The organism is Ligilactobacillus hohenheimensis (assembly GCF_947381805.1).
GTDB classification, from domain to species: Bacteria; Bacillota; Bacilli; order Lactobacillales; family Lactobacillaceae; genus Ligilactobacillus; species Ligilactobacillus hohenheimensis.
The window spans coordinates 134,641-156,123 of the sequence record NZ_CANCXC010000001.1 but is presented as its reverse complement, the minus strand read 5'-3'; the positions used below and the strand labels follow the sequence as shown (position 1 = coordinate 156,123).

At 50.7% G+C, this 21,483-nt stretch carries 22 protein-coding genes and 2 tRNA genes; 2 read left to right on the top strand and 22 right to left on the bottom strand.

Annotated features, from left to right (window positions below; all coding sequences use genetic code 11):
- Positions 1 to 10: 10 nt before the first annotated feature.
- From QOR60_RS00830 to QOR60_RS00765, 14 genes are all read right to left on the bottom strand, one after another.
- Positions 11 to 2,395 (bottom strand): SEC10/PgrA surface exclusion domain-containing protein, encoded by a 2,385-nt coding sequence (locus QOR60_RS00830; protein WP_283581466.1) that lies wholly within the window; start codon positions 2,393 to 2,395, stop codon positions 11 to 13.
- Positions 2,396 to 2,594: 199 nt separating this feature from the next.
- Entirely contained in the window at positions 2,595 to 3,011 is a 417-nt protein-coding gene (locus QOR60_RS00825; protein WP_283581465.1) for a F0F1 ATP synthase subunit epsilon, read from the bottom strand.
- 14 nt (positions 3,012 to 3,025) lie between these two features.
- Positions 3,026 to 4,429, bottom strand: a complete 1,404-nt coding sequence (atpD, locus tag QOR60_RS00820; RefSeq protein WP_283581464.1) for a F0F1 ATP synthase subunit beta — start codon at positions 4,427 to 4,429, stop codon at positions 3,026 to 3,028.
- 20 nt (positions 4,430 to 4,449) lie between these two features.
- Positions 4,450 to 5,394, bottom strand: a complete 945-nt coding sequence (locus QOR60_RS00815) for a F0F1 ATP synthase subunit gamma (protein WP_283581463.1) — start codon at positions 5,392 to 5,394, stop codon at positions 4,450 to 4,452.
- Positions 5,395 to 5,412: 18 nt separating this feature from the next.
- Positions 5,413 to 6,933, bottom strand: a complete 1,521-nt coding sequence (gene atpA / locus QOR60_RS00810; protein ID WP_283581462.1) for a F0F1 ATP synthase subunit alpha — start codon at positions 6,931 to 6,933, stop codon at positions 5,413 to 5,415.
- A gap of 20 nt (positions 6,934 to 6,953) precedes the next feature.
- Entirely contained in the window at positions 6,954 to 7,496 is a 543-nt protein-coding gene (gene atpH, locus QOR60_RS00805; protein ID WP_283581461.1) for an ATP synthase F1 subunit delta, read from the bottom strand.
- Positions 7,483 to 8,004 (bottom strand): F0F1 ATP synthase subunit B, encoded by a 522-nt coding sequence (gene atpF / locus QOR60_RS00800; RefSeq protein ID WP_283581460.1) that lies wholly within the window; start codon positions 8,002 to 8,004, stop codon positions 7,483 to 7,485. The genes atpH and atpF overlap by 14 nt, the downstream gene beginning before the upstream one ends.
- Before the next feature lie 47 nt (positions 8,005 to 8,051).
- Positions 8,052 to 8,288 carry a F0F1 ATP synthase subunit C gene (gene atpE / locus QOR60_RS00795; RefSeq protein ID WP_283581459.1) on the bottom strand — a complete coding sequence of 79 codons (237 nt, stop codon included), beginning with the start codon at positions 8,286 to 8,288 and terminating at the stop codon, positions 8,052 to 8,054.
- 51 nt (positions 8,289 to 8,339) lie between these two features.
- Positions 8,340 to 9,062: a F0F1 ATP synthase subunit A gene (atpB, locus tag QOR60_RS00790; RefSeq protein ID WP_283581458.1), complete on the bottom strand. Its 723-nt coding sequence runs from the start codon at positions 9,060 to 9,062 to the stop codon at positions 8,340 to 8,342.
- Positions 9,063 to 9,340: 278 nt separating this feature from the next.
- Complete coding sequence (gene upp, locus QOR60_RS00785) at positions 9,341 to 9,979, bottom strand: uracil phosphoribosyltransferase (RefSeq protein WP_283581457.1); 639 nt, start codon at positions 9,977 to 9,979, stop codon at positions 9,341 to 9,343.
- A gap of 59 nt (positions 9,980 to 10,038) precedes the next feature.
- On the bottom strand, positions 10,039 to 11,046 hold the full coding sequence (locus QOR60_RS00780) for an L-threonylcarbamoyladenylate synthase (protein WP_283581456.1): 1,008 nt from the start codon (positions 11,044 to 11,046) through the stop codon (positions 10,039 to 10,041).
- Between the two features lie 33 nt (positions 11,047 to 11,079).
- Positions 11,080 to 11,922: a peptide chain release factor N(5)-glutamine methyltransferase gene (gene prmC / locus QOR60_RS00775; RefSeq protein WP_283581455.1), complete on the bottom strand. Its 843-nt coding sequence runs from the start codon at positions 11,920 to 11,922 to the stop codon at positions 11,080 to 11,082.
- Positions 11,915 to 13,000 carry a peptide chain release factor 1 gene (gene prfA / locus QOR60_RS00770; RefSeq protein ID WP_283581454.1) on the bottom strand — a complete coding sequence of 362 codons (1,086 nt, stop codon included), beginning with the start codon at positions 12,998 to 13,000 and terminating at the stop codon, positions 11,915 to 11,917. Before prfA ends, prmC begins: the two co-directional genes overlap by 8 nt.
- 1 nt (position 13,001) lies before the next feature.
- Positions 13,002 to 13,607 (bottom strand): thymidine kinase, encoded by a 606-nt coding sequence (locus QOR60_RS00765; protein ID WP_283581453.1) that lies wholly within the window; start codon positions 13,605 to 13,607, stop codon positions 13,002 to 13,004.
- Between the two features lie 145 nt (positions 13,608 to 13,752).
- Here QOR60_RS00765 and QOR60_RS00760 point away from each other — a divergent pair, with 145 nt between their 5' ends.
- Entirely contained in the window at positions 13,753 to 15,105 is a 1,353-nt protein-coding gene (locus QOR60_RS00760) for a Mur ligase family protein (RefSeq protein ID WP_283581452.1), read from the top strand.
- A complete protein-coding gene (locus QOR60_RS00755) occupies positions 15,105 to 15,809 on the top strand; it encodes a type 1 glutamine amidotransferase (RefSeq protein WP_283581451.1) in 705 nt (234 codons plus the stop codon). Before QOR60_RS00760 ends, QOR60_RS00755 begins: the two co-directional genes overlap by 1 nt.
- A gap of 52 nt (positions 15,810 to 15,861) precedes the next feature.
- On the opposite strand, the gene manA is transcribed toward QOR60_RS00755, so the two are convergent.
- From manA to QOR60_RS00715, 8 genes are all read right to left on the bottom strand, one after another.
- Positions 15,862 to 16,827 (bottom strand): mannose-6-phosphate isomerase, class I, encoded by a 966-nt coding sequence (gene manA / locus QOR60_RS00750; RefSeq protein ID WP_283581450.1) that lies wholly within the window; start codon positions 16,825 to 16,827, stop codon positions 15,862 to 15,864.
- A 42-nt stretch (positions 16,828 to 16,869) separates the two neighbouring features.
- Positions 16,870 to 17,883 (bottom strand): serine hydrolase domain-containing protein, encoded by a 1,014-nt coding sequence (locus QOR60_RS00745; RefSeq protein WP_283581449.1) that lies wholly within the window; start codon positions 17,881 to 17,883, stop codon positions 16,870 to 16,872.
- A 56-nt stretch (positions 17,884 to 17,939) separates the two neighbouring features.
- Positions 17,940 to 18,012, bottom strand: a tRNA-Gln gene (locus QOR60_RS00740).
- A 120-nt stretch (positions 18,013 to 18,132) separates the two neighbouring features.
- Complete coding sequence (locus QOR60_RS00735; RefSeq protein ID WP_283581448.1) at positions 18,133 to 19,827, bottom strand: oleate hydratase; 1,695 nt, start codon at positions 19,825 to 19,827, stop codon at positions 18,133 to 18,135.
- Between the two features lie 176 nt (positions 19,828 to 20,003).
- Complete coding sequence (locus tag QOR60_RS00730) at positions 20,004 to 20,327, bottom strand: hypothetical protein (protein WP_283581447.1); 324 nt, start codon at positions 20,325 to 20,327, stop codon at positions 20,004 to 20,006.
- A 117-nt stretch (positions 20,328 to 20,444) separates the two neighbouring features.
- Positions 20,445 to 20,517, bottom strand: a tRNA-Glu gene (locus QOR60_RS00725).
- 55 nt (positions 20,518 to 20,572) lie between these two features.
- On the bottom strand, positions 20,573 to 20,755 hold the full coding sequence (locus QOR60_RS00720; RefSeq protein WP_283581446.1) for a hypothetical protein: 183 nt from the start codon (positions 20,753 to 20,755) through the stop codon (positions 20,573 to 20,575).
- A 14-nt stretch (positions 20,756 to 20,769) separates the two neighbouring features.
- Positions 20,770 to 21,369 (bottom strand): XTP/dITP diphosphatase, encoded by a 600-nt coding sequence (locus QOR60_RS00715; protein ID WP_283581445.1) that lies wholly within the window; start codon positions 21,367 to 21,369, stop codon positions 20,770 to 20,772.
- Between the last annotated feature and the right edge of the window lie 114 nt (positions 21,370 to 21,483).

The following is a 21,483-nucleotide window of genomic DNA, read 5'->3' as shown; positions in this document are numbered from 1 at the left end:
ATTTCCTTGTTTAGTCATGGCGCTTCCGCCGGTAGCCAGCAGTCCCCATCACTGTCAGCAATGCAGCCCCTAACAGGCCTAGAACACCACTCTCACCAGCATCGCCGGTATCCGGTAATGCCCGCTTATGCTGGTTAGCCTGGCCAGCTTCCTTAGCGCCTGGAACAACGTCCGCCTTAACCGTTGGCATTGCGACTGCTTCCCGGCGACCATTTCCGAGAACGTATGAACCACCAATTTCAAAGGAATTCTTTGCGCGTTGGGCTTGTTCCCGGTTGGCTTCGGCCTGAGCTTCCTTAGCTGCATTCGCCTTGGCGTTGTTCAGGGCTGTTGTATCCTGTGCCAGAGTATCTTCGTCCGTTGCTAACTGGGCCTGGTCAGCAGCTAACTTAGCTTGGTCTGTCGCCAATTGCTGCTTAGCTTGGGCTGACAACTGCGGGGCGTTCTGGTAATCAGAGAGCTGCTGCTGTAACTGCTTTAAGGTGTCCTGGTCATTCTGCAATTTCTGCTGGTCAGCCGTCAACTGCGCCTTAGCCGCATTCAGAATGTTTTGGTCATTTTGCAGCGTTGTTTGGTCGTTCTGCAACTTTGTCTTAGCGGCGTTCAGGTTATTCTGCGCGTTCGTTACCGCCTGCTTGTCCTGAGCTAACTGTGCATTCATCTGTTGCAGCTCCTGCGGGGCGTTCTGAACGTCTTCTTGGGCCTGCTTAAGGGTGGCCTGATCCTGGGATAACTTGTTTTGCGCATTAGTTAATGCCGTCTGGGCATCCTGGTAACCCTGCTTAGCCGCATTAAAGGCGTTCGTTGCACTATTGAGGACGGCGTTTGCATTGTTCAACTTGTTTTGAGCGTTCGTTACCGCCTGCTTATCCTGGGCTAACTGGCCCTGTTCCGTGGATAACTGCTGCTGCAGGTTAGCCTGCTGCTTCTTTAGTGAAGCTAAATCATCGGCCGGAATTGCAACGTTGTCGTTAACGTTAAATTTACTTGGATCCGTAACTAAGTTAGCTGGAATGAACTCAAGGTGGAACTGACCGAGCTTGTCAATTGAGAAGCCCATGTACTCCTGTGGTTCTTTCTCTTTAGTTAACCAATTGTATCCTTCCACGTTTGTTGCGTGCATCATATCAACAAAAAGCAATTCCTTTAACGCGTTGTAGATGCTCTCCCGCAACTGATTCATTGTGCATGTTTGAGTAGGAATAATACTGCTTACCGCATCTTCGTATGCATTTGAACCCTTCTGTGCTGCTAGACCATACTGAACCGCAGCGTTGTAGATTGCATCTGTATCGTGACTGTGAGTGAAAAGATTCCAGTTATCTTTGTCGTATCCTTTAGCCACTGCATCGGCAAATCCCATTGCTGAGTTATTAACTTCCACCGGTGTATTACCTAACTGTGAACGAAGCGGATTAATTAATTGGGCAATCCACGTAGCCAAATCCTTCTTTTGCTGATCAGTTAGGTTCATCGGATCAACGTTGTAATTATATTCTGGACTTGAATGGTACGTGTTTGCCGGGTCATTCATTCCTTGCGATAAAATGCTATTCTGCTGGTCAGTAGAATCTGATGACAGCGAGTTGTCATCACCTGCTGGAAGCGTGAATGAATTCCGTGAGTTAATTTCGGCCGTTACGTTGTTTAGGCTATCCTGCGTGGAGTTAACCTTGTTCTGGTCGGCCTGTTCCTTATTCTGCGCGGCTGTTAGTGCGGACTGGGCTGCTGAAACGAGCTTGCCGGCCTGGTCCTTAGCGTTCTGCGCTGGAATTAAAGCCGACTGTGCCTTCGATACGTTACTCTGGGCATCGGAAACCTGTTGCTGATCGTTAGCCACGTTCTGCTTAGCCTGGTCGGCAATCTGCTGAGCATGGTGGATGTCGTTAATCCGCTGGTTGTCGTGATTAACCGCATCCTGGGCACCGTTAACCTTATCCTGGGCGGCCGTAACGCTTGTTTGATCCGCTGTTACCCGCGACTGGTCAGCATTAACCTTGGACTGGTCTTTGCTAATGGTGTTCTGGTCAGCGCTAATCTTAGACTGGTCGTTCTGAATATCAGTGTTGGTCTTACTAATCTGGTCCTTCACAACCGGTGTCTGAGTCTTGCTGTCCTGGACGTCCTTAGAGTACTTATTAACGTTGTTCTGATCCTTGTTAACGTTGCTCTGGTCCGTTGCAACCTGCTGCTTGTCAGCATTAACTTTAGATTGGTCGCTGTTTACCTTGTTCTGCGCATCAGCGACACTCACCGGCTTAGCGTTCAACTTTTGAACTTCACTGGACTGTGCCTTATTAGCTGAAACTGAATCGGCATGCACCGCGCCCCCAACCAATGTGGTTGAAGCTCCGATTGCTGCTACTGCACCTAATACTTTAGTTGATTTCTTCATTATGTAGCTCTCCTTTAATCTCCGCTATTCAGTGGTACCTTACCCCCCCGCATTTTTTGTCAACTAAATATTTAATGCTATTTCATCTGGCATAACTCACTCCCCTGTCGGCACAAAACACCCCTTCCACTAAGGCCCTGCTGTGAGACCTAAAAGAACACAAAAAGGGGCCTGATCACGGATCAGCCCCCTTTCATTACTAATTTTTCTTGATGTTTAACCGGTTGATTGCCCGCCGGAGAGAAACCTCCGCCCGCCGCATTGCCGCATCATCGTGCTTCTGCTTGGCGGCAACGATTGCCTCTTCGGCACGCTTCTTGGCTTGTTCAGCCCGCGAAACGTCAATGTCCTCTTTCCGTTCCGCAGCTGACGCCAGGACGGTTAGGGTGTTTTCAGAAAATTCACAGAAACCACCACTTACGGCAATTTCGTCGAACCGATCCTCCCCCTTCTTCACCCGAATTTCATCAATTGCAAGCGAAGCAAGGAGCGGAATGTGGTTCGGCATGATTCCAACTTCACCACCAGTTGTTTTGCAAATCACCAGTGCAGACTGGTCGTTGTAGACCGTTCCGTCCGGTGTTACGACGTTAACAGTTAAAACAGGTTCAGCCATTAGACGTTCCCTCCTTAATTGTTAGTCATCTTTTTTGCTTTTTCAACAACTTCCTCAATCCGACCAACTGATAAGAACGCATCTTCCGGAAGGTCATCGTACTTCCCCTTCAGGATTTCATCAAAGCCCTTAACGGTTTCTTCAACCGGAACGTAGGACCCCGGAACCCCCGTAAACTGTTCAGCCACGTGGAAGTTCTGTGATAGGAAGAACTGAATCCGCCGGGCCCGGTTAACAATAACCTTTTCTTCATCGGATAATTCATCCATCCCAAGGATTGAGATGATATCCTGCAGCTCACGGTACCGTTGAAGAATGTGCTGAACTTCCGTAGCAACCCGGTAGTGTTCCTCACCAACAATTTCAGGTGCAAGGGCACTTGAAGTTGAAGCCAACGGGTCCACAGCCGGGTAAATCCCGATCTGCGTTAACGACCGCTCCAGGTTCGTCGTTGCGTCCAGGTGGGCGAACGTCGTGGCTGGGGCCGGGTCGGTATAGTCATCGGCAGGCACGTAAACGGCCTGGATTGACGTAACTGACCCCTTCTTCGTAGAAGTAATCCGTTCCTGCAGCTGTCCCATTTCAGTTGCCAGCGTCGGCTGGTACCCAACGGCTGATGGGATCCGGCCAAGCAGGGCTGATACTTCTGACCCGGCCTGCGTGAACCGGAAAATGTTATCGATGAACAGCAGCACATCCTGACCTTCAACGTCCCGGAAGTACTCAGCGATCGTTAATCCGGTCAAGGCAACCCGCATCCGGGCTCCAGGTGGTTCGTTCATCTGCCCGAAGACCATGGCCGTCTTCTCAAGAACACCAGATTCCTTCATTTCGTAGTACAGGTCGTTCCCTTCACGGGTCCGTTCACCAACACCAGTAAATACGGAAATCCCATCGTGTTCCTGGGCAATGTTGTGGATTAATTCCTGAATCAGCACGGTTTTACCAACACCGGCACCACCGAACAGACCAATCTTGCCTCCCTTAACGTATGGTGCTAAGAGGTCAATCACCTTAATCCCCGTTTCAAGGATTTCGGTTCCCGTACTTAATTGATCATAATCAGGTGCATTCCGGTGGATTGGGTTCCGCTGTGCATCTTCACCAAACTCTGGACCGTTATCAATGGTTTCCCCAAGGACGTTAAACACCCGTCCAAGCGTTTCCTTTCCGACAGGAACGCTAATTGAAGCTCCCGTATCAACAACCTTAGCGCCACGCTTCAAACCGTCCGTTCCATCCATGGCGATTGTCCGCATGATTCCGTCACCCAACTCAAGGGCAACCTCGATAACTAATTCGCTACCGTCTTCACGCTTAACCTTTAAGGCGTTGTCAATTTCCGGTAATGCTTCGTTTAATGGAAACTGAACATCAACAACAGGACCGATAACCTGAACGACTGTTCCAGTACTCATTCGTTATTCCTCCTGTTTTCTTATTCTAAGGCAGCTTGTGCACCCGTAATTTCCGTGATTTCCGTCGTGATGGCACTTTGCCGGGCCCGGTTGTACTGTAATTCCAGGTTGGCAATAATGTCATTCGCGTTATCCGAAGCCGACCGCATTGCGGTTGAACTTGAGGCGTGCTCGGAAGTCTTCGCATCAAGAATCGAACCGTAAACCAGGCTTTCCGCATACTGCGGAAGAACGGCCTCGAGGATTGCCTCCTCCGACGGTTCGGTTTCGTACAGACTACTAATCGTATCCTCGTCCGTTGTTTCCTTATCCGTGAGATCATCGTGTCCCAGGTTTTCTGCTGAAATCGGGAGCATCTTTTCTGCCCGGAAAACGGACGTCAACGTGTTGACAAAGTGACTGTAGCAAACGTACAGTTCGTCGTACTCAGCCTCGTCATACCGCTGAATAATTTCCCGCACGATTGGCCGCACTTCCCGGAACGTCGGCACATCGCTAACACCCCGGTACTCATATCCAATGGTGAACCCGCGCTTCTTAAAGAAGTCCGCCCCGGTGCCACCAATTGCAAGAATCACAACATCATCCTTAGTGTGATTCCCCTTCTGGATAATTTCCATCGTCTGCTTAATGATATTGCTGTTATAACTTCCAACCAGTCCTCGGTCCGAAGTGATTACCATAATCCCCGTCTTGTGGACCGGCCGCTGCGTTAACATTCCGAGACCGCCCTTCTTTTCAGCCGGGGCATCCTCAGAACCAGCCGCAGCAGCATCAAGTAAGTGGGACTTGGCAAGGTGCGTAATTACGCTCCGCACCTTATCGGCATATTCACGGTAACTCGTTGTGTGGTGTTGAATCTGGTTCAACTTGGACGTTGAAACCATCTGCATTGCACTGGTAATCTGCTTCGTCTTTTTGGTTGATGCAATCTTGCGCTTAACTGCTTGCAGTGAACCAGCCATTTATGTCACCACCCCTTCTTATTTGCTGCTCTTGTCACTTGGCTGAAATGTTTCCGCAAATTCCTTGATTGCAGCGTCAAGCTTATCAGTATCTGGCAGGTCACCCGTCTTAGCGATGACGTCCAACAGATCCTTGTGGTTGCTGTCAAAGAAGGCAAACATTTCATCCTGGTACCGTAAAATATCGGCAACCGCAATGCTGTCTAAGAACCCATGTGTCAGGGCGTACAGAATCAGCACCTGCTTCTCAACAGGAAGCGGCTTGTGGAGCGGCTGCTTCAGGACTTCAACCGTCCGCTGCCCACGGTTCAACTTAGCCTGCGTTGCGGCATCCAAGTCTGAACCGAACTGAGCGAATGACTCCAGTTCATGGAATGAAGCAAGGTCCAGCCGAAGCGTTCCGGCAACCTTCTTCATGGCCTTGATCTGGGCAGCTCCCCCAACACGGGAAACGGACGTTCCGGCATCAATCGCTGGCCGAATTCCTGAATAGAAGTTATCACTGTCAAGGAAGATCTGTCCGTCAGTGATTGAGATCACGTTCGTTGGGATGTAGGCGGAAACGTCCCCGGCCTTCGTTTCAATGAATGGGAGGGCCGTCATTGAACCACCACCAAGATCATCGCTTAACTTAGCTGCCCGTTCAAGCAACCGGGAGTGCAGGTAGAAAACATCCCCTGGGTATGCTTCACGACCAGGTGGCCGCCGCAAAATAAGTGACAGTTCACGGTAAGCATCGGCTTGCTTTGAAAGGTCATCGTACACGATCAAAACATGCTTGCCGTTAAACATGAACTCTTCACCCATTGCCGCCCCGGAATACGGGGCTAACCACAGCATCGGCGCCGGTGATGACGGTCCGGCAGTAACGACGATGGTGTAATCCATTGCGCCAAACTTCCGCAGCGTCTCAACCTGGGCCCGGACCGTTGAATCCTTCTGCCCGATGGCAACGTAGATACAAATCATATCCTGGCCCTTCTGGTTGATGATTGTATCAATGGCAACGGACGTCTTCCCGGTCTTCCGGTCACCAATGACTAATTCACGCTGACCCCGACCAATCGGAACCAGGGAGTCAATGGCCTTTAACCCGGTTTGCAGGGGTTCAAAAACAGACTGCCGCTCCATAACACCAGGAGCCTTGTGCTCAACTGGGCGTGTCTTAGTCGTCTTGATTTCCCCTAAACCATCAACCGGCTGCCCAAGGGGGTTAACAACCCGGCCGATTAATTCTTCACCAACTGGCACTTCCATAATCCGGCCAGTCCGCTTAACGGTATCGCCTTCCCGGATTCCCTTGTAGTCTCCCAGGATAACAATCCCGACATCGGACTGTTCTAGGTTCTGTGCCATTCCGTAGGTACCGTCCGCAAACTCTAACAGTTCACCTGATAAGGCGTTATCTAACCCGTTTGCCCGGGCAATTCCGTCCCCAACGTACGTTACGGTACCGACTTCTTCAACAGTAAGCTCATCTTGGTAATTTGCTAATTGCTGTTTGATCAGAGCACTGATTTCCTCAGCTTTAATGCTCATAAAAGTCTCACCTCTTTAAATCATTTTAATAACAGACGCTTGATGTGCTCAATCTTGGACTTGATTGAACCGTCATAGATGTAGCTATTTGAATGGAGAATTACCCCACCAATGATTGATTCGTCGACAACCGTGTCGACCATAACCTTATTTGCACCCACAACATTAGCAAATGAAGAGGCAAGCTTGTCCTTCTGCTCATCATCCAATTCAATGGCGGTCGTTACGGTTGCCCGGACCGTCTTGTGGTACTCATCATTTAATCTGTTAAATTCACTGACAATCCCGTCAAAGTTAACCAAGCGCCGGTAATCATACAGCATGGTTACCAGGTTCTTCGTTACCGGTGACAGGTTGACAGTTATCGTTGTTAACATGGCCTGCTTAGCATCCTCAGTAATCTGCGGACTGGTCATGAACAACATAAATTGTGATTCTTCGTTAAACGCCTGGTTAAGCGCCGTTAATTCGGCCTGCACGTCTTCAAGCACCTGCTTTTCCTGTGCTAGTTCAAACAGCGCCTTCCCATAGCGCCGGGCGATCGTTGCGTTACTTTGTGACATTTTGCTTCCCCAACCCTTCGATGTACGAGTCAACTAAGGCCTTCTGGTCATCAGCAGAAAGCTCCTTCTTGATAACCTTTGAAGCAATTTCAATGGACAGTTCAGCAACGTCGTTCCGCACACCATCGATGGCTTCCTGCCGTTCCTGCTCAATGTCCTTCTTTGCGTTTGCCTTCAGCGTTGCGACTTCTTTGTGGGCGGCATCAACGATGTCAGCCTTCTGTTGCTCACCGTTCTTCTTAGCCCGGTCAACAATCTGGGCAGCCTCAACATGTGAATTCTTCAGCGCCTCTTCACGCTGGGCAGCAAGCTTTTCAGCTTCCTGCCGGGATTTTTCCGCAGAGTCAATGTCATTGGCAATCTTCTCGGCCCGCTTGTCCATCATCTTGGTTACCGGTCCCCAAGCAAAGTGCTTAACGACCAGCGCCATAATGATGAAGAGAATCAGGTAGTAAAGGAAATCGCCCCACTGAACACCAGACGTTGCGCTTAAAAGCATCGAATTCATCGCTTAGCACCTCCTTATTACTATATTTACGCAGTTGATATAAGGAACTACTTAGCGAGTAACATGAAGGCAATAACGATTGAGATAATCGGCACAGCTTCGATCAGCCCAACACCAATGAACATGTTTGTCCGTAACTGACCAGTTAATTCTGGCTGCCGTGACATTCCTTCGAGCATCTTTGAAATAACGAGCCCGTTACCAACACCAGTACCAACAGAAGCTAACCCTGCGGCGAGCCCTGCACCAAGTAAAGCTAAACCTGTAATAATACTAGAAGCCATAATAAAAATTCCTCCTTAATGTAACTATCATGAAGTTGCTTCTCAACCTCACTATTCCTCTTCGACCTTTTGCGAAATATATACCATTGTCAGTGTGACAAAGACATATGCCTGGATCGCTCCAATAAAGACCGAGAATGCTTGCCAAATCATTTCAAGTGGAATCGATGAAACAAAACCAACCGGTCCCGCCTTAACCAGGCCACCAATAACTTCCAACAGCACTTCACCGGCATAAATATTACCGAACAGACGAAGCGCTAACGTCATGAAATTGGTAAACTGTTCCAGCAGGTTAATCGGGAATAGGAAAAAGAACGGCTTTAAGTACGTATTCTTAACGTAACCCTTAAAGCCAAATTTCTGTACCCCTGCAGCATGGGACAGAACCAGCACCATCAGCGCTAACGTCAGCGTCGTTGTTGCTGATGCCGTTGGACTCCGGAAGAAGTTGAAGTCCTGTCCGTGCTTTGCAATATCAAATTGGAAAATCAACCCTGCCTGGTTAGCAATGAAGATAAATGCGAAAAGTACAAAGGCGAATAGCCGGTACTTTTTACCCTCCTCATCGGGAAGAACTCCCTTGATGATTCCGTTCGTGAAATCAATCAGCCATTCCAGCATGTTTTGCCGGCCCGTTGGCTTGAGCTTCAAGTCACGGGAGAACCAGAAAACAAGGGCAAGGAAAACAAGCGCCACCAGGGTCCCAGAGATGATGTTACTTACGTTGAAGGGAATCCCAAAAAGTTTCACAATTTGAAACGATTCATCCACAAGTCTCACCTCTTTTCAAATAAGATCATACGGTTAAACAATAAGGTCGAACCATAAGAGAATTCAGGGGCAAAAAGCCCGTGAATACATGTAAAATCATACCACTTACCCCCCAACTTCACAAAGTTAATTTGTAAATTTCTTAGGCCACTACCGAACGATTCTCCCCCGTTACTCTCCTGATGAGGCGACGTTATTCCCAGAACCGCGAACAATACACCGCATATTAAAAATTCCGGACTTAGCCGGTTCCCCGTCCAAATCCGGAAATTATTACTTTAATTCACATCAACCGTTCCGTATAACCGGTCGCCCGCATCGCCCAGTCCCGGGACAATGTACCCAATTTCGTTAAGGTGGTCGTCAAGCGCCGCCGTGTACAATTCAATGTCAGGATGGGCAGCCATCAGCTTATTAACCCCTTCAGGCGCCGCCACGAGGCTTAAGAACTTGATCCGCTTAGCGCCCCGTTTCTTGAGTGCTTCAACCGCCATCATTGCGGAACCTCCCGTAGCCAGCATTGGATCAATAATGATTACCTGCCGGTCACCAAGCTTTTTGGGAAACTTAGCATAGTACTCTTCAGGAATCAGGGTTTCCTCATCCCGCTGCATTCCGATAAATCCGACCCGGGCAGACGGAAGCATGTCTAACACGCCATCCAGCATTCCCATTCCAGCCCGTAAAATCGGAACCACAACCGGTTTCTTGCCACCAAGCTTCTTTTCCGTTGCCGTTCCCATTGGCGTCGTTACCGAAACGTTCTCCAACGGAAAGTCCCGGGTCGCTTCGTACGTCATCAACCGGGCTATTTCGGTCACGCACTGCCGAAACTGGTTAGTGCTGCAATCCTTATCCCGGATAATCGTCAGTTTGTGCTGAATCAACGGGTGGTCAACCACCGTAAAGTTTTTCATGCTGTCACGCTCCTATCCCGGCATCACGGTACCGGTTTAATCACCATAATCATACCATACTAGGCATTAAAAAATTGGTTCCCCGCTGCTTTTCGTAACCGGTTCATGTACGCCATCCCTAACCCCTCTTCCGGATATGCTGGGGCGAGGATGTAATCAACCGGTTCGTCACTATCAAAATACCGGAGTCCCGCAAAAAGGCGGTGGCTGGCCGTCGTCACGTCCGCTCCTAAGTCAAAGAACGGGTGGGTTGTTTGTTTCCCAATCGAAGCTGAGGCCATTATACCAACCGTTTTCTCCTGCTGGTCGGCCCACCGCAATGCTTCCGGCCACTGATCAGCAGCAACAATCAGCACCTGGGCAGCCGGAGCGTAATGCTTATACTTCATCCCCGGGGCCTTAGGAATTTCAGTCTTACCAACATGGTGGTTATCAGCTAAGACCGGACCACCAAGGACACTTTCAATTTCCTCCGGGGTAACCGCGCCGGGCCGAAGCACCGTTGGCTGGTCCTTGCTTAAGTCAAGGATGGTTGATTCCACCCCCACCTTTGTCGGGCCGTCATCAATAATTCCCGCGATCCGGCCGTTCATGTCGTGGTAAACATGTTGGGCCGTAGTCGGGCTTGGTTTTCCCGAAGTATTGGCAGACGGTCCAACAATTGGCGTGTCTGCTGCCGCAATCATTTTGCGGGTTGTTTCGTTTGCGGGACACCGGAACGCCGCCGTGGTAAGTCCTCCCGTTACCGTCTTTGATAGCTTCCCCGGAGCGACGTTAAAAATCAGTGTCAAAGAACCCGGCCAGAAATGATCAATCAAGCGCTGTGCCCGCGCATCCACCGGACCGGTAAAGCGTTCCATCATCGCCTGCGAACTCACCGTCACGATTAACGGGTTGTCGGATGGCCGCCCCTTTGCCAGGTACACCCGCTTAGCCGCCTGTTCATTGGTGGCGTCCGCGCCAAGGCCGTAGACCGTTTCCGTTGGGAAGGCGATCAGCTCGCCGAGTTGAATCTCCTTGGCCGCCGCTTCGTATTCATCTGGTTGATAAATCCGCGTAATCATCATTAGTACTGCTTCCTTTCACCGTATTCATTTCTACTATAAACACACCCGCACCATGCGGTCATGCCCCGCCTCATCCTGGCGCACCGTTACCTGTGCGGCCGGCAGTTGGGTTTCAAAAAGTTGCCGGACTGCTTCTCCCTGATGCCAACCAATTTCAAGGTAAATCCGCCCGTGGGGGAGTAAAACCCGCGGCGCTTCTACTGCTAACCGCCGGTACACTGCCAACCCGTTTTCCGGAGCAAAGAGGGCCTGAGCAGGTTCGTGTTCCAGCACACTTGCGTCCATCTGCGCTTGCTCGCTCGGTGCAATGTACGGCGGGTTCATCACCAGCACGTCGAACTGCCCGGTTAACGGGGCGATCAAGTCGCCGACCACCACGTTAACGGCTGCGCCTAACCGGTGGGCATTGGTCTCTGCCACCCGCGCAGCCTGCGGTGAAATATCCGTTAACGTTACCTGCCATTTGGGGTGGGCTAGCTTCAACGTAATTCCGATGTTGCCACTCCCCGTTCCAAGGTCAACAACCCGCTTTTCTTCGTTTTCCGGGTAATCTGCAAGAAGCCATTCAACTAGGTCGCCAGTTTCTACCCGGGGAATCAGCGTATTTCCCGTAACGGTAAACCACCGCCCAAAAAAAGGCGCCTTTCCGACAAGTTGCTGGGGCGGCCACCCCGCACACACCCGCTGGACGTTGGTTTGGTACTGCTGCCACTCAGCAAGGGGCATAGAATCCCGCAGGTGTACGAGCAATGCGGTTTCATCCCACTCATGGGGAGCGCGTAACAGCCACGTTGCATCCTCCCGGTAACCGTTATGGGCTTTAACATAAGAAAAAGCCCACTGCTGGGCTTCAAAATACGTCGGCTGGCTAATCATTTTGGAGCTCTTCCAGCGCCTTGGTTTGGTCGTAAAGAACGAGGGCATCGATGATTTCCTCAAGCTCGCCGTTCATAATCCGGTCTAATTTGTTTAGGGACAACCCAATCCGGTGATCCGTCACCCGGTTTTGGGGATAGTTATACGTCCGAATCCGCTCTGAACGGTCCCCGGTTCCCACGGCGGACTTCCGGTTTTCGTCGTACTCGTTTTGTTCCTTCGTTGCGTAGTAGTCGTACACCCGCGCTTTTAGGATCTGCATGGCCTTCGCCCGATTTTGCTGCTGGGAACGCTCATCCTGCATCGCAACGACAATTCCCGTCGGTAAGTGGGTCATCCGGACGGCAGACGACGTCTTGTTAATGTGCTGTCCACCAGCCCCGGAGGACCGGTATACGTCAACCCGGATGTCCTTCGGGTCAATTTCAATCTCAACGTCCTCTTCTTCCGGCATAACGACCACCGTTGCCGTCGAGGTGTGCACCCGCCCAGCTGATTCGGTGACCGGCACCCGCTGAACCCGGTGGGCCCCACTTTCATACTTTAACTTCGAGTAGACCTGGTTACCACTAATCAAAATTGCGACTTCCTTGAAGCCCCCCACTTCGGTTTGGTTCTTATCAATCACCTGGAACTTCCAGCCCTGTCGCTCAGCGTATTTGCTGTACATCGAGAAGAGATCGGCGGCAAAGAGGCTCGCTTCATCCCCACCAGCAGCTCCCCGGATTTCCATGATGATGTTTTTATCATCGTTCGGATCCTTCGGGATCAGCAGGATCTTAATTTCATCTTCAAGCCGCTCCTTTTCTTCCTTAGAGGTTGCCAGCTCTTCCTTAACCATGGCCGTCATTTCATCGTCATCCATGCCCGCGTCAAGCATTTCCTCGTCGTCCTTGATCTGCTGAACAACCTTCTTGTACCGGTCATACTTTTCAACGGTCTCCTTCAGGTCAGCCATTTCCTTGGACAGCTTCGTAAACCGCTTGGTGTCGGCAATAACGTCCGGATCTGACAGCAACCCGCCCAATTCTTCATACCGGTCCGCTAACATTTGTAACCGGTCAAACAACTTATCCATGTTACTCGTGGTCCTCCTTTGCGTTCTGGTGAATTAATTCCTTATTAGGGTGGAAGTAGTGTTCACGACAAACGGGATAGTACGCTTCATTACCCCCAATTTGAATTTGTTCACCGTCGTAAACGGGGTGGCCCTCATTAACCCGAAGATTCATCGTTGCCTTCCGTTCGCAGAACCAGCAAATCGTCTTCATTTCCTCAATCTTGTCGGCATACAAAAGGAGGTACTTGGTTCCCTCAAAGAGCTCGTTGCGGAAGTCGTTTTTTAACCCAAACGTCATGACCGGAATTCCCAGTTCGTCAACGATTTTCGTCAGTTCCATGATGTGGTGCCGCTGGAGAAACTCAGCTTCATCAATCAACACGCATGAAATTTTTCCGGGAGCCGCCTTCACGTATTCGAAGACGTTCGTTTCCGGGTAAATAATCTCCGCCTTCCGCTTTAATCCAATCCGGCTCGCAATTACTCCCTGGCCCGCACGATCATCAACACTACTCGTCATGATGATGACCTGCTTACCTTCTTCTTCGTAGTTATGGGCCACCTTTAGAATCTCAATGGTTTTCCCACTATTCATCGCACCGTACCGGAAAAAAAGCTGTGCCACCCTACTTCACATCCTCTATCAGTCTTTCCGTCTAAGTATAGCTGATTTTACGCTAAAATGCACCAGCTGGTGGTCTGATCCCGCCGGCGCATTCGTTTTATGATAAAATTCAGGGGAAGCTTTTTGATACGAAAGGAACAGAGGCATGACACTTAGAAGTTCACTTGCAGCCTTTGCCGGAAAATCGTCATACCGTTTCCTCCACGATGTTCTTCATCGCGGCGGAACCTCGTTTCCCGGCGGGTTGGCGCTTAAGATTGATCCGGCCGTACTAACAACACTGGCTAAAAACTACGAGGTCATCATTATCACGGGAACAAACGGCAAAACCCTCACCACTAACTTAACGGTGAAGGCGCTCCGCCCGGCCTTCCCACACATCCTAACAAACCCCAGCGGGTCAAACATGATGCAGGGAATTGTTACGGCGTTTTTGACCAACCGCAAAACCAAGAACGGCAAACAACTCGCGGTCATCGAAACCGACGAGGCGAACGTCCCGTTAATTTCGCAGTACGTTAGCCCTAAGGCATACGTCTTCACGAACCTTTTCCGTGACCAGTTAGACCGCTACGGTGAAATTTACACCACGTACAACAAGATTCTTAAGGGCGTTCGCATGCACCCCGATGCGCTCATCATTGCCAACGGGGATGCCCCCATCTTTAATAGCGTTGATTTACCAAATAAAATCGTGTACTACGGGTTTGCGGATCAACCTGACGAAATTCAGGACGCCCCCGCGAACACGGACGGACTACTGTGTCCCCGGTGCCACCATATTCTGCGGTACAAGGAGCTGGTTTACGGCAATCTTGGGAAGTACTTCTGTCCCCACTGCGATTTTCACCGCCCGGTCCTCACCTACCAGGTAACGGCAATTACTAACCAAACACCGCAGTCGTCAACGTTTATGATTAACGATCATGAAATCAACCTTCACATTGGCGGTACGTACAACATCTACAATGCCCTGGCCGCGTACGCCGTTGCCCGGGAGATGGGCGTTTCACCGGAAGAAATCGTTCATCAACTCAGCGCTGACGACAAGAAGGTCTTTGGCCGCCAGGAAGTTATCCACCTTGATGACAAGGACGTTACGCTTATCCTCGTTAAAAACCCGGTGGGATTGGACCAGGTGCTCCAAATGATTAAAACCGATAACGAGCCGTTCTCACTGGCAGTATTATTGAACGCAAACTACGCTGACGGAATTGATACCAGTTGGATTTGGGACGGCCGGTTTGAAGATTTGCCGTTTGAGCGAATCCCATCAGTTCTCACCGGCGGCGAACGGTACCGGGATATTACTTTCCGCCTGCGGGTAGCTGGCGTTCCGGAAGAACACTTCGCCCATAAGGAGAACCTCAAGGACGTGGTTGCGGCAATCAAGCAGATGCCGACCAAGCACGTGTACGTCCTCGCAACGTACACCGCGGTGTTACAGCTCCGCGCCCTGCTTGCTAGTGAAGGATACATTAACGGGGAGATGAAGTAATGAAATACGAGTTACACCTAACCCACCTATACGGGAACCTGCTTAATACGTACAGCGATATTGGCAACATCCTGACGCTTCAATACTACGCTAAGCAAATGGACACCCACATTACGCCCGAAGTTGTTTCCCTCGACCAGCAGTTTGATCCGGACAGCACCGATCTGGTACTTTTCGGTGGTGGTCAGGACCTGGAACAAAAGGTTGTTTCTGATGACATTCAGGCCAAGAAGGATGCCATTATTCGGTACATTGAAGCCGATGGCCCGATGCTCGCCGTTTGTGGCGGTTATCAGCTTCTCGGCGAATACTACGTCGGGGCGGACGGCACTAAGATCAAGGGCATTCACGCCCTCGATCACCGGACTGAAACCCAGGAAAATAACCGCTTTATCGGCGACATTAAGATTAAAAACGCCGAAACCGGACAAATCTACCACGGGTTTGAGAACCATAACGGAATGACCTTCCTCGGAAAAGGTGAACGACCCCTGGGCCAGGTCATTGAAGGCCATGGCAATAACGGGCAGGACGGTACGGAGGGGGCCATCCACAAGAACACCTTCTGTACGTATTTCCACGGGCCGGTGCTTGCCAGGAACGGCGAACTCGCCAAACGCCTGCTCATCACTGCCTTGAAACGGAAGTATCCTGATGCGGATCTGAGTGCGGCGGAAGCATTAGAAATTAAACCGACATACTAAAAATAAACCGGCTGAAAGCTCCTGTGCTTTCAGCCGGTTTTAATATGCACTTTTACGCCCGCACTCCCGGCTCCGACGCAATTACCATCAAGTTTCCTGCCAGCGTCCAGCGCTTTACGTCATTAGGCAGAATAAAGTGTTGTCCTTTTTGCAGGGAATAAGCAGTTCCATCAACCGTGATGCTCCCGGCTCCATCCAGCACCGAAACCAGCGTGTACGGCGCCTCTCCCCGTGCAAAGGTGCCAGCGCCATCGTTAACCTGCCAGCGGTAAACCGCAAAGAATGGCGTCTTAACAAATTGCGTGACCGCAACGTCCCCAACGGTGGTTTCTTCCCGGTTTAACTGCGGGTCACTGTGCGGCACGTTCGCCACCGCAATGGACTGTTCAATATGCAGTGGTCGTTTTTTACCCGTTGTCGGGTCAACGCGGTCAAAGTCGTAAAAACGATACGTCGTGTCACTACTCTGCTGCGTTTCAAGGACCATAATCCCCTTTCCGATGGCGTGGACAGTCCCGCTCGGAACGTACAGAAAGTCGCCCGCCTTGACGGGAACCCGCCGGAAGAGCTGGTCCCACTGCCCCGCTTCAACCATTTCCCGTAATTCCGCGCGGCTCTTAGCATGATGACCGTAAATCATCGTTGCACCCGGATCGGCCTTAATCACGTACCAGCATTCCGTTTTCCCTAGTTCGTGCTCGTGTTCCTCAGCATACGCATCATCCGTGTGGACCTGAACGGAAAGGTCCATTTTCGCATCCAGAATCTTAGTGAGTAACGGAAACACGTCTCCTTGGGCATTTCCAAACACGTCCCGGTGCTTCGCCCATACCTGATCAAGTGTCATTCCCCGGTACGGTCCGTTGGCCACCGTCGCCGGACCATGAGGATGGGCGGAAATAGCCCAGCATTCCCCCGTATGATCACTAGGAAGGTCATACCCGAACTCATCACGGAGCCGGGTGCCACCCCACATTTTCTCCTGAAAAGCCGGCGTTAAAAAATATGGTTCACTCATCGTTCATTCCTCCTGCAGTTATTCTTCCCCATTATATCAGATTTATGAAACCGATTCCTTTTCGGCGAGGTAAACCTGAACCACCTCCGCACGGCGGTCAATAAACGCGTGGTTATCCTGCCGCGGATGCACCCGGTTAGTTAGAAGAATCAGTGCGTCGTGGGCCTGCTTATCAATTAACAACATTGGTCCAGTGTACCCCGTATGGTGAAGGCATCTGCGTCCAGTTGGCGTATACCGCAGGTCCCACCCGAAGGACCGCCCCAGCATTCCGTTCGGCGTCCAATCAGCAAAGAGGCGGTCAATAAGTGCACTGTTAACAACCGGGTGCTGCGGGTCATCCGCCATCAGCCACTGACAAAAGGTAACCAAATCATCCAGCGTTGTAAACAAGCCCGCCGAGCCACACCTCCGCTGCAGTTGCCGGGCCTTCGGATCGTGAACAACGCCGCGTAAAACGGTTCCGTCAGGCATTACCGCGGTCGGAACGCATTCAGCGGGGTTCTTCGGGGTAAACGTACTGTGACGCATCCCTAACGGCCGAAGAACAAGACGCGTAATTGCCTCCTGAACGGGCATTCCCGTCACGGCCTCGACCACCAAACCAGCAAAGATTAACCCTAAATCCGTATAGCGCACCTGCTGGCCAAACCGCGCCCCAATGTGCAGCCCCATCAACGCATTAATTAATTGGGGACCCGTCAACTGATCCCGGTGGGGAATATAGCCACTAATTGCCGCAGTGTGGGTTAAAAGGTGCCGCACCGTAACCCGGGAGTCAAAAAACTCTGGAAGATACGTCACTACTGGCTGGTCCACATCTAGCTGGCCAACTTCCATTAAGTGTAACAGGACCGTAGTCGTTCCCACTACCTTTGTGAGGGAGGCGACGTCGTATAACATTCCCGGGCGAAGCGGTTCATCCTGGGGAACCACGGCCGCCTTTCCTTCAACATGCTTAATTACCGTCTCCCCGTGAATTAGCGCCCATTCCATTCCTGGAACCACGCCAGTCGTAACCATTTGACTTAACAGCGTTGTTGTTTGGGTAAACATCACTTTTCCCCCTTTTACATACAAAAAAAGAGCTCACCTTCGTGAACTCCTAATGATTGGGCATACTGGATTCGAACCAGTACATTACGGATTCAGAGTCCGCTGCCTTACCAGTTTGGCTAATGCCCAATAATCATCAACCGACTTTTATAGTATATTGATTTATTCCCCTATTGTCAACAATATTTCCTCTTTTTTCTTCAAAAAAATGGCGCCCCATTCGGAACGCCATTCAGGTCACTTATTTTTCTACTCAAACATCTTCTTGGTTGCTCGCAACAACGTCTTCGGGTCCTTATCGTACCGCGGCGTCTTAACCAACCGCTTCATCGGCACCCCTGCAAAGTGGAATGCTGCAATTTCCCCGGAACGAACAGCACTCTGCTCAGTGAAAATCATCTGGTACGGCTGTTCAACAAACTCACCCGTAAACGCCAGGTTCGTGGAGTTTGCCGGGATTACCTCCGGCCGGTCACTCTTGGCCCGGTTGTTAAATAACGCAGACGCATACGGCATGTAAACCGGAATGCAGTTAACCACGCTATCCATAATTTCCTTTTCCTTGGACTTAATGTTGACCGGGCCCGGATCAACCTTGGACAACTGCCCGATTAATTCCTCAAGCATTTCCTTCCCGGTCATCTTAATGTACTGCTTGTCCACAAACTCACCGCGCCGCCGTGGGTACAGGAAGTAGCCCCACAAAACGGTTTCGTTTGGCTTCTGGGTCGTAAAGTGCGGCTGGTGGTGCACCACAATCGACATGTTGACGTCTTCCTGACCAAGCGGCGTAATCGGCTCCGTTGAAATAAAGGAGTTCAACGCATTCCCTGGTTCCTGGGTGGTAATCCGTGTGATTTCGTTTAGCAAGAGGTGGTTATTCGTCGTCAACGTGAAGCTCACCCATTCGCTCGCGTCACGGTCCGCAAAGAACTTATCCGGGTTCCCGAGGTTATAGAAGTGCTCGGTGGCCTTCTTCCACAGGCTAGAAGCCGCACCGTAGTCCATGTTTTCCGGCGCAGGCGTGTTGAAGTCCCCAATCGTCGCGGAGTCGGTAATTGACCCGTTGGTAAAGATTACCGCCGTGTCGTCGTCAACGGCAACGTGCTCCTCTTCCCCCGTTTCCGTGTTTTCCATTACCAATCCCGTAACAGTAATCTCATCCTGCATGGAGGTCTCCTTGAACTCCCAGTCCGTAACACGCCGGTTAAGAACAATGTGGCACCCCTGTTCCTGCAAGTATTTAATCAGGGGAAGCATGATGCTTTCGTACTGGTTATACCGCGTCCGGTTAACCCCCACTAGGTGTTCAATTTGGGTGAACTCGTAGATCATCTGGTGCATGTAGCGCCGTAACTCTTGTGCAGAACTCCGCGTCCGGAAAGCAAAGGTCGTTTCCCACATGTACCAGAAGTTTGTTTGGAACATGTGCGGGTCGTCCTTAAAGTACTCGGCAATCGTTACGTTATCGAGCCGCTCTTCCTGGCTGTCCGGCATCATCACGAGCTTCGTTAGCAACAGCCGGTCCTTATTATTTAAACCGAGCTTTCCACCATCGACAATTCCAACGCCGCCCTTCAGCAACCGGGCCTTATCGTACGTCCGATGGTGGGCGTCAAAATCACGCGTATCTTCAGCAGCTGTCATTCCCGGTTCCGTTACTGACGGAACCCGCGCTAACAGGTCCATTAAGTCCACGTATGTCCGGTAGTTTAACATCCGGCCACCCCGGGCAATAAAGCCCTTGGTATTGTTCATCGGGTAGTCCTTGTTCCAGTACTCACCAGCCTGCGCCTTATCGGTCGACCCGTCATTGGAGCCGTGGTCGTCAAGACTGTAAAACGTAATGTTTTCGCCAGCCCACTTTCCTTCCTGAATCAGGTACACGGCCGCCGCCATGTTCGCTAACCCCGCACCGATCATGATTGCCTTATGCTTAACCATTCTTCTCACCCTTTCAACTAAATTCATCAACATCTATCTTTAGTATAGTGAAAACGAATTCGTAAGTCTAGCTAACCGTTGCAATAAATAATATTATTTTAAATTATGGTCATCCTTAACGGAAACACAAAAAACGGTGCTAGGAATCATCCTAGCACCGCTTTTATCCACTCGTGTTATTTACTTTTAGCTGTGCGCATCTCACTCTGCTTTTTTCCGGTATAGCGGTAAGCCTTCCGCTTCAGGTAGCTTAACAGTTGCGCTTCGTTGGCGAACTCCCGCGGGTGCACCTGTTTGTGTAGCCGCAACGAAATCTTATTAATCTTAATCCGCCCAGTAATCGTGTAGTTATAATCAACGATAAACCGGTTATTCAGGTTATCCGGGTCCTTGCCGAACCGGAGGACGTACACCCGCTCAGGTACCATCATTGGATTAACGTGCTCTTTATCATAAGAAACACCGTACGCACGTAAAAGGTTCTTAGTTCTTCTTAGCATGTTGATCTCCTTTCTGATAGTTCCATCCCTATCCCTATTATATCAATCTTATGCTGTAACTAATACTACAAAGAATGGACTGTGACTAACCACAGTCCATCGCACGCGTTCTGCTTATCACCCGTACGGGGATCGAACCCGTAACTCCGCCTTGAGAGGGCGACGTCTTAACCAATTTGACCAACGGGCAATACCAAAAGTACTCTTACTATTATACAGAGCCGGCCACCATTGTCAACTCTTAACTACCATTTTTTTACCAGGGTGAAGAACCATAAAGCCAATAACACCGCGCACCAACCGACGGCCATCAAAACCACCCATGCCAATAACTGGCTTTGAAGCAAAAGATTGGCAGCGAATAAAATCATTGTGGCGAGGCACCAAAAGATTAACCGCCCCCGGATATGCCGTGCTTCCTTCCTCATGGTCGCCGCTCCCGTTAATTCCACCACTCGTCAAACTGCGTCATCAAGTGGCGCATTGCCCGGCCCCGGTGACTGACCTTGTTTTTTTCGGCCACCGTTGTCTCCGCAAACGTTGCGTGCACCTCCGGACAGTAAAAAAGCGAATCATACCCGAAACCGGCAACCCCTTGTTCCTGCAACGTAATGCGCCCGTCGCACCGCCCAGTAGCAATTAACGGTGCACTTTCATCAGGCTTAACCCCCACAATAACCGTTTCAAAGTGGGCTGTCCGCTTTTCTTCCGGCACACCCGCAAGGTTTGCCAGCAACTTTGCCCGGTTGGCCGTATCATCGTGGTCACCAGCATACCGAGCCGTGTACACCCCGGGTTCACCGTTTAACGCATCGACAAACAGCCCCGTGTCATCCGCCAAAACAGGAATCTGAAACGCCCGCGCAATTGTTTGTGCCTTAATCATGGCGTTTTCTTTAAGGGTTGTACCCGTTTCATGAATCACCGGAACGTCATCAAAATCCGCTAACGTCTTAACGGTCAACCCCTTCCCAGCAAAAAGCGCGGCGTATTCCCGGGCCTTGCCGGCATTCCCCGTTGCAACAACAACTGTCTGGTTCACGTAATCACCCTCCAACTAATCTGACTCCATTATGCCAAACAACCCGCACCGTGACAATCACCGCATGGGCCGACACGTGCATTCATACAATAAGCAGGTCAGCGTTTCTCAACA